Origin of the sequence: Acinetobacter sp. TUM15071 (assembly GCF_008980925.1) — a bacterium.
GTDB classification, from domain to species: Bacteria; Pseudomonadota; Gammaproteobacteria; order Pseudomonadales; family Moraxellaceae; genus Acinetobacter; species Acinetobacter dispersus.
Window position 1 is genome coordinate 15894 of sequence record NZ_BKGB01000021.1, and the last position, 15383, is coordinate 31276.

Annotated in this window: 13 protein-coding genes; 7 read left to right on the top strand and 6 right to left on the bottom strand. The window is 43.6% G+C overall.

Going from position 1 to position 15383, the window contains the following annotated elements:
- Nucleotides 1–191: 191 nt before the first annotated feature.
- From hutU to GBI66_RS16755, 6 genes are all read left to right on the top strand, one after another.
- Nucleotides 192–1868 carry a urocanate hydratase gene (hutU, locus tag GBI66_RS16730; protein ID WP_151716865.1) on the top strand — a complete coding sequence of 559 codons (1677 nt, stop codon included), beginning with the start codon at nt 192–194 and terminating at the stop codon, nt 1866–1868.
- A gap of 84 nt (nt 1869–1952) precedes the next feature.
- Entirely contained in the window at nt 1953–3491 is a 1539-nt protein-coding gene (gene hutH, locus GBI66_RS16735) for a histidine ammonia-lyase (RefSeq protein ID WP_151716866.1), read from the top strand.
- A gap of 64 nt (nt 3492–3555) precedes the next feature.
- Nucleotides 3556–4968, top strand: coding sequence for an amino acid permease (locus GBI66_RS16740; protein WP_005258176.1), 1413 nt, complete (start codon nt 3556–3558; stop codon nt 4966–4968).
- A 52-nt stretch (nt 4969–5020) separates the two neighbouring features.
- Entirely contained in the window at nt 5021–6226 is a 1206-nt protein-coding gene (hutI, locus tag GBI66_RS16745; protein WP_151716867.1) for an imidazolonepropionase, read from the top strand.
- A gap of 34 nt (nt 6227–6260) precedes the next feature.
- Nucleotides 6261–7181: a formimidoylglutamase gene (gene hutG, locus GBI66_RS16750; protein WP_151716868.1), complete on the top strand. Its 921-nt coding sequence runs from the start codon at nt 6261–6263 to the stop codon at nt 7179–7181.
- Between the two features lie 32 nt (nt 7182–7213).
- Nucleotides 7214–8485 carry a Glu/Leu/Phe/Val dehydrogenase gene (locus tag GBI66_RS16755; RefSeq protein WP_005187450.1) on the top strand — a complete coding sequence of 424 codons (1272 nt, stop codon included), beginning with the start codon at nt 7214–7216 and terminating at the stop codon, nt 8483–8485.
- 64 nt (nt 8486–8549) lie between these two features.
- Here the strand turns inward: GBI66_RS16755 and GBI66_RS16760 are convergent, their stop codons facing one another.
- Nucleotides 8550–9377, bottom strand: a complete 828-nt coding sequence (locus tag GBI66_RS16760) for an NAD(P)-dependent oxidoreductase (protein ID WP_151716869.1) — start codon at nt 9375–9377, stop codon at nt 8550–8552.
- Between the two features lie 36 nt (nt 9378–9413).
- Nucleotides 9414–10130 (bottom strand): enoyl-CoA hydratase/isomerase family protein, encoded by a 717-nt coding sequence (locus GBI66_RS16765; RefSeq protein ID WP_151716870.1) that lies wholly within the window; start codon nt 10128–10130, stop codon nt 9414–9416.
- Nucleotides 10131–10249: 119 nt separating this feature from the next.
- On the opposite strand from GBI66_RS16765, the gene GBI66_RS16770 reads away from it, so the two are divergent.
- Nucleotides 10250–11332 (top strand): AraC family transcriptional regulator, encoded by a 1083-nt coding sequence (locus tag GBI66_RS16770; RefSeq protein ID WP_151716871.1) that lies wholly within the window; start codon nt 10250–10252, stop codon nt 11330–11332.
- On the opposite strand, the gene GBI66_RS16775 is transcribed toward GBI66_RS16770, so the two are convergent.
- The 4 genes from GBI66_RS16775 to GBI66_RS16785 are packed head-to-tail and all read right to left on the bottom strand — an operon-like array spanning nt 11293 to nt 15362.
- Entirely contained in the window at nt 11293–12723 is a 1431-nt protein-coding gene (locus GBI66_RS16775; protein WP_032865125.1) for a PLP-dependent aminotransferase family protein, read from the bottom strand. The two genes, GBI66_RS16770 and GBI66_RS16775, sit on opposite strands and share 40 nt — an antisense overlap.
- A 60-nt stretch (nt 12724–12783) precedes the next feature.
- A complete protein-coding gene (locus GBI66_RS19820) occupies nt 12784–12906 on the bottom strand; it encodes a hypothetical protein (RefSeq protein WP_005154018.1) in 123 nt (40 codons plus the stop codon).
- A 13-nt stretch (nt 12907–12919) separates the two neighbouring features.
- The gene (cydB, locus tag GBI66_RS16780; protein ID WP_151716872.1) at nt 12920–13924 is read right to left on the bottom strand and encodes a cytochrome d ubiquinol oxidase subunit II; all 1005 of its coding nucleotides are present in this window, start codon (nt 13922–13924) and stop codon (nt 12920–12922) included.
- Entirely contained in the window at nt 13917–15362 is a 1446-nt protein-coding gene (locus tag GBI66_RS16785) for a cytochrome ubiquinol oxidase subunit I (protein WP_151716873.1), read from the bottom strand. The genes cydB and GBI66_RS16785 overlap by 8 nt, the downstream gene beginning before the upstream one ends.
- Nucleotides 15363–15383: the final 21 nt, after the last annotated feature.

The window sequence follows — 15383 nt, forward strand, 5'->3', positions numbered from 1 at the left end:
TTTTTATTGCCGATCAAAAAATAAATCTATTTATTTCATAAGTTTGTAATTTATTTTCATAAAAGAATTGAAAAGCATCTTTTCAATATAAAAGTTTTGTGTAGTATATGGATGTATATACAAGTTAATACATTGCTATACAGTAAAGCAGGTTAATTTGCTGATTCAAACTCAATGGAAGGAGTCCGATTGTGACAACAACGACAACAAAATTTCGTGATGTAGAAATTCGCGCACCACGTGGTACAAAGCTCAATGCAAAAAGCTGGTTAACAGAAGCGCCTTTACGCATGCTGATGAACAACCTTGACCCTGATGTTGCAGAGAATCCAAAAGAGCTTGTTGTTTATGGTGGTATCGGTCGTGCTGCACGTAACTGGGAATGTTTTGACAAGATCGTTGAAACGCTAAAGAATTTAGAAACCGATGAAACCTTGTTGGTTCAATCTGGTAAGCCTGTGGGTGTGTTTAAAACCCATAAAGATGCACCGCGTGTTTTGATTGCAAACTCGAATCTTGTTCCACATTGGGGAACGTGGGAGCATTTCAATGAATTGGATGCCAAAGGTTTGGCAATGTACGGTCAGATGACGGCTGGTTCTTGGATCTATATCGGTAGCCAAGGCATTGTACAAGGTACTTATGAAACTTTCGTAGAAGCAGGTCGCCAACACTACAACGGCGATTTAACAGGGCGTTGGGTCTTAACGGCTGGCTTAGGTGGTATGGGCGGTGCGCAACCTTTGGCTGCAACACTTGCAGGCGCATGTTCATTGAATATTGAATGCCAGCAAACCAGTATCGATTTCCGTTTACGCACCCGTTATGTCGATGAGCAAGCAACTGATTTGGATGATGCGTTAGCGCGTATTGAAAAATATACCAAAGAAGGCAAGGCTGTTTCGATTGCACTGCATGGAAATGCCGCTGAGATTTTACCTGAATTGGTTCGCCGTGGTGTACATCCAGATATGGTGACTGACCAAACCAGCGCACATGATCCATTAAATGGTTATTTGCCAATTGGCTGGACATGGGAAGAATACCGTCAACGCGCGAAAACTGAGCCAGAAGTTGTAGTGAAAGCAGCGAAACAATCAATGGCGAAGCATGTTCAAGCGATGCTGGATTTCCAGAAAATGGGTGTGCCAACTTTTGACTATGGCAATAACATCCGTCAAATGGCGCAAGATGAAGGCGTAGAAAATGCCTTTGATTTCCCTGGCTTCGTTCCTGCCTATATCCGTCCATTGTTCTGTCGCGGTGTTGGTCCATTCCGTTGGGCTGCACTTTCAGGTGATCCAGAAGATATCTATAAAACAGATGCCAAAGTAAAAGAACTCATTCCAGATGATGAACATTTACATCGCTGGTTAGATATGGCGCGTGAACGCATCAGCTTCCAAGGTTTACCAGCACGTATTTGCTGGGTCGGCTTAGGCTTACGTGCAAAACTTGGCTTGGCATTTAATGAAATGGTACGTAGTGGTGAATTGTCAGCACCAATCGTGATTGGTCGTGACCATCTGGATTCAGGTTCAGTCTCTAGTCCAAACCGTGAAACCGAATCAATGAAAGATGGTTCAGATGCTGTATCAGACTGGCCATTATTGAATGCCTTGCTGAATACTGCTGGCGGTGCGACTTGGGTGTCATTGCACCATGGTGGTGGTGTAGGTATGGGCTTCTCTCAACATTCAGGCGTGGTGATTGTGTGTGATGGTACAGATGAAGCAGCAGCACGTATTGCACGTGTACTGACCAATGACCCTGCAACAGGGGTGATGCGTCATGCCGATGCGGGTTATGACATCGCAATTGACTGTGCCAAAGAGCAAGGCTTGAACTTGCCAATGATCACGCAATAAACAGACAAGGACATTACGATGCTTTTTGCAATTGTGTAAACAGCATCGTAAGAGAACAATAGAGTGCAAAACAGGACGCCAACAATGGAACTTCTAATTCAACCCGGCAAACTTACCTTAGCAGATCTCCGCCACGCTTATTTAAATCCAATCAAAGTGAAACTCGATGACAGCGCTTCTGCTGGCATCAATGCAAGTGTTGCTTGTGTCGAAAAAATCGTCAATGAAGGCCGTACAGCCTACGGTATTAATACAGGTTTTGGTTTACTTGCTTCAACTAAAATTGCACCAGAAGATCTAGAGCAATTACAGCGTTCATTGGTACTTTCACACGCTGCTGGCGTAGGTGAGCCGCTTGATGATGCGATGGTGCGTCTGATTATGCTGCTCAAAGCAAACAGTTTGGCACGTGGTTTTTCAGGTATTCGCCGTAAAGTGATTGATGCGATTTTGGCATTGATCAATGCAGAAGTTTATCCACATATTCCATTAAAAGGTTCTGTGGGCGCTTCAGGTGATTTGGCACCGCTTGCGCATATGTCTTTGGTGTTATTAGGCGAAAGTAAAGCACGCTATAAAGGTGAATGGTTGCCAGCCGTTGAAGCACTTAAAATTGCGGGTCTAGAGCCAATTTCTTTAGCTGCGAAAGAAGGTCTAGCACTGTTAAATGGTACGCAAGTTTCAACTGCTTATGCTTTACGTGGTTTGTTTGAAGCAGAAGATTTATTTGCTGCTGCAACGGTGTGCGGTGGTTTAAGCGTTGAAGCCATGTTGGGTTCTCGTGCGCCATTCGATGCCCGTATTCACGAGGTTCGTGGTCAACGTGGTCAAATTGATGTGGCTGCTGCTTATCGTGATTTATTGACTGAATCGAGTGAAATTTCACATTCACATGAAGATTGCAGCAAGGTTCAAGATCCGTACTCACTTCGTTGTCAACCTCAGGTGATGGGGGCGTGCTTGACTCAAATTCGTCAAGCTGCAGAAGTATTAGCAATTGAATCAAATGCTGTGTCGGATAACCCATTAGTCTTTGCAGCGGAAGGTGATGTGATTTCAGGTGGTAACTTCCACGCTGAACCAGTGGCTATGGCTGCGGACAACCTTGCATTGGCAATTGCCGAAATTGGTTCACTATCAGAACGCCGTATTTCAATGATGATGGACCGTCACATGTCACAGCTGCCACCGTTCCTAGTTGCCAATGGTGGGGTCAATTCAGGCTTCATGATTGCTCAAGTAACAGCCGCTGCGTTAGCAAGTGACAATAAAGCACTTGCACATCCTGCCAGTGTTGATAGTTTACCGACTTCTGCAAATCAGGAAGACCATGTTTCCATGGCGCCGAATGCTGGGAAACGCTTGTGGTATATGGCTGACAACGTTCGCGGCATCCTTGCAGTTGAATGGCTAGGTGCATGTCAGGGCCTTGATTTCCGTGAAGGATTGAAGAGTTCTCCCAAACTTGAGCGTGCGCGTAAAGTGTTGCGTGATCAAGTGCCTTACTACAGTGAAGATCGTTTCTTTGCGCCAGATATCGAGCAAGCAAGTGAATTGCTCGCGAATGGCTGCCTGAACGAATTACTCATTCCGAAGCTATTACCGAGTTTGTCTGAAGTGTGATCAATAAATCGGTCACATGGAGTGGCCGAATCTAACTAAATTTCCTCAAGGATTGGAGATTATAATGTCACAGCACTCCACATTACAGCGGGGGCTAAACACCCGCCATATTCGTTTTTTGGCATTGGGTTCAGCCATTGGGACAGGACTCTTTTACGGTTCGGCTACTGCGATCAAAATGGCAGGCCCGTCCGTATTACTCGCATATATCGTTGCAGGGATTGCAATTTATATCGTGATGCGCGCACTCGGTGAAATGGCTGTACACAACCCGGTATCAGGTTCATTCAGCCATTATGCTTCTCAATATATTGGCCCGCTTGCAGGTTTTACCACAGGCTGGACCTATGTTTTCGAAATGATCATCGTTGCACTTGCGGATGTGACTGCATTCGGGATCTACATGGGATTCTGGTATCCCGATGTACCACGTTGGATCTGGATTTTGTCACTGATCATGTTCTTGGGCGCAATCAACCTGATTCACGTCAAGGTCTTTGGCGAGCTTGAGTTCTGGCTTTCAATTGTCAAAGTCACTGCTATTGTGGCGATGATTGTGGGTGGTTTGGGGCTAATGTTCTACGGTTTCCATGCTGACCACAGTGGTTTTACCACAGGCATTCAAAATCTATGGATTCATGAAGGCTTTATGCCAAACGGCATTGCAGGTTTGGTTGCATGTTTATCTGTGGTGGTATTTGCTTTTGGTGGGATTGAAATTATCGGGATCACCGCTGGTGAATCTCAAGATCCAAAAACTTCGATTCCAAAAGCGATTAATGCTGTGCCAGTACGTATTCTGTTGTTCTATGTTCTGACGATTTTTGTATTGATGTCGATTTTCCCGTGGAACCAGATTGGTAGTCAGGGCAGTCCATTCGTACAGATTTTTGAAAATCTGGGCATTGGGTCAGCGGCAACCGTTTTGAATATTGTGGTCATTACAGCGGCTGTATCTGCCATCAATAGTGATGTGTTTGGTGCAGGACGTATGCTGTACGGAATGTCAAACCGTGGACAAGCGCCAAAAGTATTCCAGAAAATTTCTAAGAATGGTGTGCCTTGGATGACTGTGGTGGTGATGGCAGGCGTGTTGTTGATCGGTGTATTGCTGAACTATCTTATTCCAGAAAATGTATTCATCATTATTGCCTCAATCGCAACATTTGCGACCGTTTGGGTCTGGCTCATGATTTTGCTTTCTCAGGTTGCGATGCGTCGCAAGTTGTCTAAAGCTGAGATCAAAGCCCTCGATTTCCCTGTGATTGGCTGGCCGTATGCACCTGCCTTTGCCATTGCGTTCATGCTGTTTATTTTAGCCATGATGGGTTATTTCCCAGACTCACGACCTGCAATTTATGTCGGTGCAACCTGGTTAGTTTTACTCTGGATTGCCTATACCATTTGGGTGAAACCCAAGCAAAACACGGTAAAAGAAAACACGGCTTTGCAACAAAACATTGAGATGGAAAGCTAATAATCAAGCTGTTCAAGTGTTAACAGCACTTGAGCAGTGAGAGGAATTTTGAATGAAAAAGCTTTGGAAAAACTGTCATATCGCCACCATGCAAGCGGGTCAATATTCCAGTATTGAAAATGCTGCAATTGTAACGCTCGGACAGCAGATTCACTGGATTGGTACATTTAAAGACCTTCCTGCCGATGCTTATGCGGAAACCATTGATCTGAATGGGGCATGGGTGACACCAGGTTTGATTGATTGCCATACCCATAGTGTGTTTGGTGGCAACCGTAGCGTTGAGTTTGAAAAACGCTTGCAAGGCGTTAGCTATGCGGAGATTGCAGCGAGTGGTGGTGGTATTGCCAGTACGGTTCGTGCGACCCGCGAAGCGAGTGAAGAACAGTTACTTGCATCGGCGCTAAAACGGATTCGTTGCCTGCTCAAAGATGGTGTGACTACCATTGAAATTAAGTCTGGTTACGGTCTGGACTATGCCAATGAACGCAAAATGTTGCGTGTGATTCGTCAGATTGCAGATACTTTGCCGATGACAGTTCGCAGTACCTGCTTAGCAGCACATGCTTTACCACCTGAGTATAAAGATCAAAGCGATGCTTATATTGAGCATATCTGCAATGACATGCTGCCAAAACTGCATCAAGAAGGTTTGGTTGATGCAGTCGATGCCTTTTGTGAATATTTGGCATTTTCGCCAGCTCAAGTCGAACGTCTATTTAAAACAGCCCAGTCTTTAAATCTTCCGATCAAGTTACATGCTGAGCAGCTATCTGCATTGGGTGGATCGAGTTTGGCTGCACGTTATCAAGCCTTATCGGCAGATCATTTGGAATTTATGACTGAGGATGATGTTAAGGCGATGGCCGCTGCTGGAACGGTGGCGGTGTTATTACCGGGCGCATTCTATTTCTTGAGAGAAACCAAATACCCTCCTTTAGACAGTTTGCGTCAACATGGCGTACGCATTGCGCTATCCAGTGATTTAAATCCGGGCACATCACCAGCCTTATCTTTACGCTTAATGATGAATATGGGGAGTACCTTATTCCGTCTAACACCTGAACAGACTTTGGCAGGTGTGACAACGCACGCGGCACATGCATTGGGTTTACAAGAGACTCACGGCACTTTAGAGACAGGTAAAGTTGCAGACTTTATTGCTTGGGATATTGAGCATCCATCTGAGATTGTTTACTGGTTGGGTGGCGATTTACCGAAGCGGATTATTCAGCATGGCAATGAAATCTCAATCTAACAGCAAAACTCATTTTTAAAGGACGCTAGACATAATGAATCATTCATTTACATGGCAAGGACGTAAAGATGGTGAGGGTGCTGAACACTTAAGGATTCACCAAGTCGTCAATACCACGCCAAGAGCTGATTATGCCTTAATTGGCTTTAGCTCGGATGAAGGCGTTAAGCGTAACAAAGGGCGGTTGGGTGCAGCAGATGCACCTGACAGTATTCGTGCGCAATTGGCTAATTTACCTGTGCATCAACCAGTCACCATTGCAGATATTGGCACAGTGGTATGTGACGGCTCAAAACTGGAACAAGCACAGGCTGAATTGGCTGAACAAGTTGAAAGAAGCCTCAAACAGGGCATGAAGCCGATTGTGTTAGGCGGTGGCCATGAGGTGGCTTTTGGTAGCTTCTCCGGTCTGTTTCAATATCTGCAACATCATGATCCGAATAAGAAGATCGGCATTATCAATTTCGATGCACATTTCGACCTGCGTGAAGCTGAACAGGTGACTTCTGGCACACCTTTTTTAAATGCAGCAAAACTGTCTGAACAGCATCAGCAAGAATTTAATTATTTGTGCATTGGTGTAGCGAAACATTCAAACACCAAGGTTTTATTTGAAACCGCAGATCGGCTGAATTGTACTTATATTTACGATTATGAGTTGCAGCAACAAAATGTTGAAACTTTAATCGAAAAGTTGACAGCTTTTACCGGAAAAGTTGACTATTTGTATATTACAGTTGATCTTGATGTATTTAGTGCTAGCATTGCGCCAGGTGTAAGCGCACCTGCGGTTAAAGGGATTGATTTATCCGTCTTTGACCCATTACTAGAGGCCATTAAGGAAACCGGAAAGATTAAAGTTTTTGATGTGGCGGAATGTAATCCACGGTTTGATTTGGATAGTAGAACTGCCAAATTAGCCGCTTATATAATTTTTAACTACATATTTGATTGATGGATCATGTGAATTCATCAAAAGGTTAAAACATGTCTAATTTATCTTATGTCTCTCAAAATGACGGTCCATGGGCAACTTATCTTGAACAGATCGAGCGTGTTGCTCCATATCTAGATGGTTTAGAAGACTATGTGGACACATTGAAGCGCCCAAAACGTGCTTTGATTGTCGACGTGCCAATTGTTATGGACGATGGCACAATTCGTCATTTTGAAGGTTATCGTGTACAACACAACTTGTCACGTGGTCCGGGTAAAGGCGGTATTCGCTATCACCCAGATGTAGATTTAAATGAAGTAATGGCTCTTTCAGCATGGATGACAATTAAAACTGCGGTGGTAAATTTACCATTTGGCGGTGCAAAAGGTGGCATCCGTGTTGACCCGCGTCAACTTTCACCACGTGAATTAGAACGTTTAACACGTCGCTATACCAGTGAAATCAGCCATATCATTGGCCCACAAAAAGATATCCCTGCACCAGACGTGGGTACCAATCCAAACGTGATGGGTTGGATCATGGATACTTATTCATCTGGTCAAGGTCATACTGTTACAGGTGTTGTAACGGGTAAACCAGTCCATCTTGGTGGTTCTCTTGGTCGTATTAAAGCGACAGGCCGTGGTGTATTCATCACAGGTCAACAAGTTGCTGAAAAAATCAAATTACCTTTAGACGGTGCGAAAATTGCGGTTCAAGGTTTTGGTAACGTAGGTAGCGAAGCTGCATATTTGTTTGCAGACTCGAAATCAATCATCGTGACGATTCAAGATCACACTGGTACGATTTTCAATCCTGAAGGGATCGATCTTGCTGCATTAAAAACGCACATGGCAACTCACCAAGGTGTGGGTGGCTTTGCTGGTGCGCAAGTGATCAGTGATGAAGAGTTCTGGAATGTAGAGATGGATATTTTGATCCCTGCTGCATTGGAAAGCCAAATCACAGTGGAACGTGCTCAAAAGTTAACTGCGAAGTTAGTACTTGAAGGCGCGAACGGCCCAACATTCCCTGAAGCGGATGATGTTTTGGTTCAACGTGGTATTACTGTTGTGCCTGATGTAATCTGTAACGCAGGTGGTGTAACCGTATCTTACTTTGAATGGGTTCAAGATATGTCGAGCTACTTCTGGTCTGAAGAAGAAATTAATGAAAGACTGGATAAGTTGATGATTCAAGCCATTAACGATGTATGGCACAAATCAAGCGAAAAAGAATGTACTTTACGTACAGCAGCCTTCATTTTAGGTTGTGAGCGTATCTTAAAAGCACGTAAAGAGCGTGGTATTTTCCCAGGCTAATTTTAGCTGTGTTTTTGAAACGACCTTAAGGTGTAAACTTTAAGGTCGTTTTTTTATTGTGGAATCAATCCAGAAAGAAATCTTTTTGTAGCTGGGTGTTGCCACTGACACAGGCATACTGAGCGAAATCAGTGATACCAATACGCACCAACGCTTGTTCATCGGTTAGGCTTTGTCCCGTCAGTTCACCTTTCGCCGTACTGTAAATTGCAAATGCCGCATCTGCCATGATTTCAGGTTTACGACTCAATTGACGCGTATTTTCCTCACCTAGGTTCTTCGAAACCGCTGATGTGGCAATATAAGTTTCAGGCCAGAGGGTATTACAGGAAATACCATAGTGACGGAACTCTTCTGCCATACCTAGCGTCAGGATTGTCATCCCATACTTAGACAAGGCATAAGGCGAGAGCATGCCTAACCATTTCGGTGACATATTCACAGGTGGAGATAAGCTTAAAATATGCGGATCTTTTGCTTGTTTGAGATAGGGTAAAGCGGCCTGCGCACAAATAAAGGTTGCTCGGTGGTTAATGCTTTGGATCAGGTCATATTGTTTTAATGAAGTGGCTTCGACACCTGTAAGTGCAATTGCACCTGCATTATTTATTAATACATCAATACCACCAAAGTTCTTGGCTGCTTGTTGCATGGCAGCATGGATTTGCTGTTCATCTCGTACATCTAAAAGTAAGGGTAATGCTTTGCCGCCAGCAGCTTCAATCTCTTCGGCGACGCTATAAATCGTGCCTGTTAATTTGACTGTTTCCACTTCGGTTTTTGCCGCAATGACAACATTTGCCCCAGCTTGTGCTGCTTTCAGCGCAATGGCTCTGCCAATTCCTCGGCTGCCACCAGTAATAAAAATGGTTTTTCCTTGCATATTACTCATCTCGATATCCTATATTTAATTTTTATCAATATGTCGTTAAATCATAAAAGGATGTGCAAATTTTTCTGGATTGTAGAGCTGTCGTTGTTTGGCAATTTCAACAATGCGATGGCGCAACTGACGTTTGATTACGGCATAGGTGAGGCGATGCTTTTGTGACATTTCTTCAGCAAACTTAAGGACTTCAGCATTTAATGATTCGGCAGGATGAATCTGATGAACCACATGTGCGTCTAAGCACTCGATCCCAGTCATGGATTTGCCTGTCAATGACATCTCCCAGATCGCATGTTGATTGGGAAGGAGTTGCACAATTTCTGCAATACAGTCGGTAAAAGGAATGGTCAGTTTGACTTCTGGAAAGCAAAAGCGTCCTTTGTCTGCCCGCATCAAGCGGAAGTCACATGCAGATGCCAAGATTGCACCACCTGCATAAGCATTGCCATTAATTGCCACAATGACAGGGAGGTTAAGCAAGGCCAAACGCAGCAGCATATTTTCCAGTTCTAAGGTAAAGGCTTTTTTATCTTGCATGGATTGCTGCATTAACCATGCGAGGTCTAATCCATTACAAAAAGTCTTGGGATGGTCGCTTTGAATGACTAGGCAAGCATTATGCGAATGCCGCTCGATCTCATCAAAGATCTCGATATATTCATTCAGCACATCTTGATTTAAGACATTGTCCTGATCGCCATTGGTTAAGGTGAGAACATAAATAGACTGCTGTTGATCAAGCGTCATGGTGGTCATTGAAACGCTTCCTCATTCTGCGATGGTTGATTGATTGCAGTCATTATTTCGAATAAAACACTCGCACGATAGGTGTGACTATGCCATATTGATGATCATTTTAGGACAGTGGATGTGCGATGCGAGATCCTTTTGGATTGTTTCAGGAAACCATCTCGGTTTCTTATGCACATCTATTATTAGAAATTGTGCATGATTATGCGATTGATACTGAATCAGTTTTGGCTGGCACAGGATTAGTGCTTGCAGAAATGAAACAAGCTGATGCCAAAATGAGTGCGCATCAATGGTCAAAGCTGGTGGTGAATGCTTTAAGGCTGACCGATAATCCGCGTCTGGGCATTGAATATGGTTTTAAATTACGTCCCACTTCACATGGAGCCTTAGGTTTTGCATTTCTGAGCTGTACGGATGTTGAAACTGCATTAACGCTGTGCCAACAATATTTCTGTACACGAATCCAGAACTTCACCCCTGAATCGTACATAGATGCAGACTTTGTCTATGTCTATTTGGATGGTGTACATCCTGTTAAATTTGGCAATGAGCAGCAATCTGATCAATTACGGCAGTTTATGATTGAAAGTTTGTTATTTGGCGCAATTCATTTTTTAGCTTTGTTTTCTGAAAAAATTGTTGAACGTTGTGAGGTCTTTGTTGATTGGGCCGATGCACAGAATTATAAACGTATCGATTTATCTCAGATCAAGATTCATTTTAATCAGCAACGCAATGGCCTACGCTTCCCCAAGCAATATCTGCATTGTAAAAATCCAAATGCTGATCAAGTCGCATTCCAGCAGGCATTATTGTATTGCGAAAATGACAAATTGAAATTACTCAAGGAATCGACGCGTGACCTGCAGAAAAGCATTCGTTCTGAGTTGTTATATAAAGCTGGCAATACTTATCCGACATTAGCGTTGATTGCACAGCGATTGAATATGTCTGAACGAACCATCAAGCGACATTTGCAGGCACAAGGAACGACGTTCTTGCATATTTTGGCTGAGGTTCGTTTTAGTCAAGCAAAGAAGTTACTGCAACAACCACAATATAGTATTCAGGACGTTGCAGCTCTGGTGGGTTATGAAGAAGCCACTAATTTTATTCGCGCTTTTAAAAAGATGTTTGGGGAAACACCGAGTCAGTATCGGAAAAGCTATTTGTCCAAGGCCGATTCATCCGACATCGCCAACTGAACCGTTTCAATAAAGCGTTCTAACGAATGCTGAATCTGTTCTGTCCATTCGAAGGAACAATTCATACGAATAAAATGTTGATGTGAGGGCAACACATTAAATAAAGGGCTTGGCGCAACACCTACTTGTTGTTGAATCAGCTGTTCATAGACTTGCATACTGCTGACTTTATCAGGCAGTTGAATCCAGAGAAAATAGCCACTTGGATAGTTATATACCTTACAGTCCTTCGGTAGATGTTGTTTGAGATATTGAAAGAATTGTTTTTTATTCTTTTCCAAAGCCCGTCTAAGCGTTCTCAGATGCTTTTCGTAATGATGATGAGAGAGGAACTCCACCAGTGCATTTTGGATCAGGGCATTGGCAGAAATGGTGCTCATCAATTGTAGGTGCTGAATATGTTCGGAAAATTTGCCAGCATAGACCCATCCCATACGGAACCCTGAACCCAAGGTTTTAGAAAAAGAAGAGCAGTGCAAGACCAGATTTTGCTGATCGAAATATTTCATGGGTAGCGGCTTTTGATTGCCATAAAACAATTCTTCATAGACATCATCTTCGATCAAATGAATTTGATGTTCATGCAGTAGCTTGGCAATTTTATATTTGATCTCATCGCTGACAGTAAAGCCAATCGGGTTATGTGCGTTCAACATAAACCAGCACACTTTGATCGGATAGTTTTTAATGACTTGTTCAAAAGCTTCAATATCAAAGCCATGTTGTGGATGTTCTGGCAGGGTAATCACCTTGAGTCCCAAACGTTCAGCTGCCTGCCATGCGCCATAGAAGATGGTTTGCTGCAATAAAATATAATCGCCCGGTTGAGTAATCGCTTGCAGGGAAAGATTTAAAGCTTCTAAACCACCAGATGTAATCACAATGTCATCTGCATCGGTTGGAATCCCTTGCATACAATAGCGTTGAGCAATCAGTTTTCTGAGTGCTAAATTCCCAGGCGGTAGGTTGGTGGTCTGATCATAACTATGGCGATTGCGGGAAAGTTGCCCCATGATCTGAATCAGTTTGGGTGGATAGAGTAACTGACTATCTGGAAATGCAGAACCTAGTGGGCTGACCTGTTTGGATTGAATCGACTTCAGATATTTAAACACCAAGGAGTTAATTTCAATTTTGGGGTTTAAAGAGACCACCGAATAAGCTTGTGGAATCTGGATATTATTTTGCTCTGCGACAAAATAACCTGACTTTTCTTTGGAATAAATCAATCCTTGCGCTTCCAGTTCTTGGTAAGCGTTCATCACGGTAATTAAGCTAAACCCTGATCGTTGCACTTGCTCACGTAAAGAAGGAAGTTTGCTGTGCGGCTGCCATGATCCATTTTCAATGAGAAGTTTCAGGTTGTGCGCTAATTGTTCTGATTTATACATAAAGTAAAGTGAATCCATCTTGATGGAACAGCTTGGTATGCAAGCTGTTCCATCTCTTTTTTAATAAGCAAACATCAATAGCAGTCTAAAGAGACCTGCAATGATGGCGAGTGCAAAAAAACCAACTAACCATAAGATTATAAACCATTGCGTTTGGCTTAAATGCAGAGATTTAATTTTCATGCAAAGCTGCTCCTTAGTGATAACCTGTATCTCCAACCCGTACTTTATCTCTAAACACCCAGTACGATAGGATGGTATAGGCGATAATGATCGGGATCAGAATTACCGCACCAACCAATGCAAATTTCTGACTAGAATGCGGTGCTGCTGCTTCCCAAATCGTGACTGATGGTGGAATGATATTCGGCCAGAGGCTGATCACAAATCCAGTAAAGGCCAAGAACACGAGTGCCAAGGTATAAATAAAAGGTTTAAAGTCCTGACGCTCTTTACATGCTTTTAAAATCAAGAATGTAAATAGCAGTACTAAGATGGGTACAGGGCTAAAATACAGCAGATTCGGCAAGGCAAACCAACGCGCTGCAATTTCAGGATGGGTCAGTGGGGTATAGAGACTGACACCAGCAAAGACCACAAACAAAACAATGATCAGTTTAGGCATTAGTGCATACATTTGATCTCGTAACTCATGGTCGGTTTTCATAATCAACCAGCCACAACCAAGCGCTGCATACATGGCAACTACACCCAGCCCAGTAAATAAGGCAAAAGGAGTGAACCAATCCAAGCCTGAACCTGAGAAAATACCATTGGTAGTTTGGATGCCCTGAATATAAGCACCTAGAATCACACCTTGCAGAAAGCTAGACAGAATTGAACCCCAGATAAAAGCCTGATCCCATAAATGCTTAGTGCGATTGGCCTTAAAACGGAATTCGAAGGCAACACCACGAAAAATCAAGGCAATCACCATCAGAGTAATCGGCATATATAAAGCTGATAACACCGTTGAATAAACCAGTGGGAAAGCTGCGAACAAACCTGCACCACCAAGTACCATCCATGTTTCATTGCCATCCCAGACAGGCGCGACGGTATTCATCATCACATCACGTTCTTCACGGCTTTTAATGAAGGGAAATAAAATCCCGATCCCCAGATCAAAACCATCCAGAATGACATAGATCAATACACCGAGACCGATAATGCCGACCCAAATCAGAGATAAATCAATCATGGCGGTTCTCCTTGTTTGGGTCTTGTTGATCAATGCTTTCATCAACAGCACTTAAAGGACGCATTGGGGTCTTGAAATGCCCATGGCCTGCCGGCTCAAGATCAATCGCTTCAATAAATTCAGGACCTTTTTTCAGTAGTTTCAGCATGTAGTAAATACCGCTACCAAACACGATGGCATAGACCACCACGAAAATGATCAAACTGATACCGACTTGATCGGCAGTCACCGTATGCGACAAACCATCTTTGGTACGCATCACCCCATAAATCACCCAAGGTTGACGGCCAACTTCAGTCGTCACCCATCCCGCCAGTAAGGCGATATAGCCTGTAGGCCCCATGACAAAAGCGAATTTATGAAACCAAGATGAACCATAAAGCTTGCCTTTTTTACGCAACCATAAGGCAATAAATGAGAGCAGCACCATTAACATGCCAAGCCCAACCATGACACGGAAACTCCAAAACACAATGGTTGAGTTTGGTCGGTCTTCTGGGGCGAAGTCTTTTAAGCCTTTGACTGTACCATCCATAGAATGAGTCAAAATCAGACTGCCTAGATTTGGAATCGCAATCGCGTATTTGGTACGTTCCTCTTGCATGTCTGGAATGCCAAATAAGTACAGTGGCATTCCTTCATCATAATTGGTCTCCCAATGACCTTCCATTGCGGCCAATTTTGCCGGCTGATGCTTCAAGGTATTTAAGCCATGATTATCACCAATCACCACTTGCAAACATGAGGTGACTAGCACCATCCATAGCCCCATTGAAAATGATTTTTTGATCAGTTCATCACGACGGCCTTTGATCAGATGCCATGCAGCAGTACCCACCACCAGTAAGGAAGACACTAAAAATGCAGCAGCGGCCATATGCGCAAAACGATAAGGGAAGGAGGGATTAAATACGATCGCCCACCAATCGGTTGGAATAATGATGCCATTCTCGATCGTAAAACCTTGCGGTGTCTGCATCCAACTGTTGGAGGAGAGAATCCAGAACATGGAAATACAGGTACCGATGGCGACCATCAAGGTGGCAAAGAAATGGGCTTTGGGACTGACTCGTCCCCAACCAAATAGCATGATGCCCAAGAAGCCCGCTTCCAAGAAGAAAGCACTCAATACTTCATAGGTGAGCAAAGGGCCAGTCACGCTTCCCGCAATACGGGAAAATTCACTCCAGTTGGTACCAAACTGGTAGCTCATCACCACGCCAGATACCACACCCATGCCAAAGGCCACGGCAAAGATTTTGATCCAGAATTTAAATAGATCTTTATAAATGGGGTTTTGAGTACGCAGCCATTTCCATTCCAGCATGGCAAGAAAACAGGCGAGACCAATCGAGGTGGCGGGAAAGATAATGTGAAATGAAACAGTAAACGCAAACTGTATTCGGGCTAATTCTAAAGCAGTGAGACCGAGATCCATATATCCTCTCCTATAACAGAC

Bases quoted from the DNA above. Each gene is read 5' to 3' on its own strand.
- GBI66_RS16770 (WP_151716871.1), top strand. From the start codon at position 10,250: ATGCGAGATCCTTTTGGATTGTTTCAGGAAACCATCTCGGTTTCTTAT.
- GBI66_RS16775 (WP_032865125.1), bottom strand. From the start codon at position 12,723: ATGTATAAATCAGAACAATTAGCGCACAACCTGAAACTTCTCATTGAA.
- GBI66_RS16760 (WP_151716869.1), bottom strand. From the start codon at position 9,377: ATGAGTAATATGCAAGGAAAAACCATTTTTATTACTGGTGGCAGCCGA.
- hutI (WP_151716867.1), top strand. From the start codon at position 5,021: ATGAAAAAGCTTTGGAAAAACTGTCATATCGCCACCATGCAAGCGGGT.
- hutH (WP_151716866.1), top strand. From the start codon at position 1,953: ATGGAACTTCTAATTCAACCCGGCAAACTTACCTTAGCAGATCTCCGC.
- GBI66_RS16785 (WP_151716873.1), bottom strand. From the start codon at position 15,362: ATGGATCTCGGTCTCACTGCTTTAGAATTAGCCCGAATACAGTTTGCG.
- hutG (WP_151716868.1), top strand. From the start codon at position 6,261: ATGAATCATTCATTTACATGGCAAGGACGTAAAGATGGTGAGGGTGCT.
- GBI66_RS19820 (WP_005154018.1), bottom strand. From the start codon at position 12,906: ATGAAAATTAAATCTCTGCATTTAAGCCAAACGCAATGGTTTATAATC.
- GBI66_RS16755 (WP_005187450.1), top strand. From the start codon at position 7,214: ATGTCTAATTTATCTTATGTCTCTCAAAATGACGGTCCATGGGCAACT.
- GBI66_RS16740 (WP_005258176.1), top strand. From the start codon at position 3,556: ATGTCACAGCACTCCACATTACAGCGGGGGCTAAACACCCGCCATATT.
- cydB (WP_151716872.1), bottom strand. From the start codon at position 13,924: ATGATTGATTTATCTCTGATTTGGGTCGGCATTATCGGTCTCGGTGTA.
- GBI66_RS16765 (WP_151716870.1), bottom strand. From the start codon at position 10,130: ATGACCACCATGACGCTTGATCAACAGCAGTCTATTTATGTTCTCACC.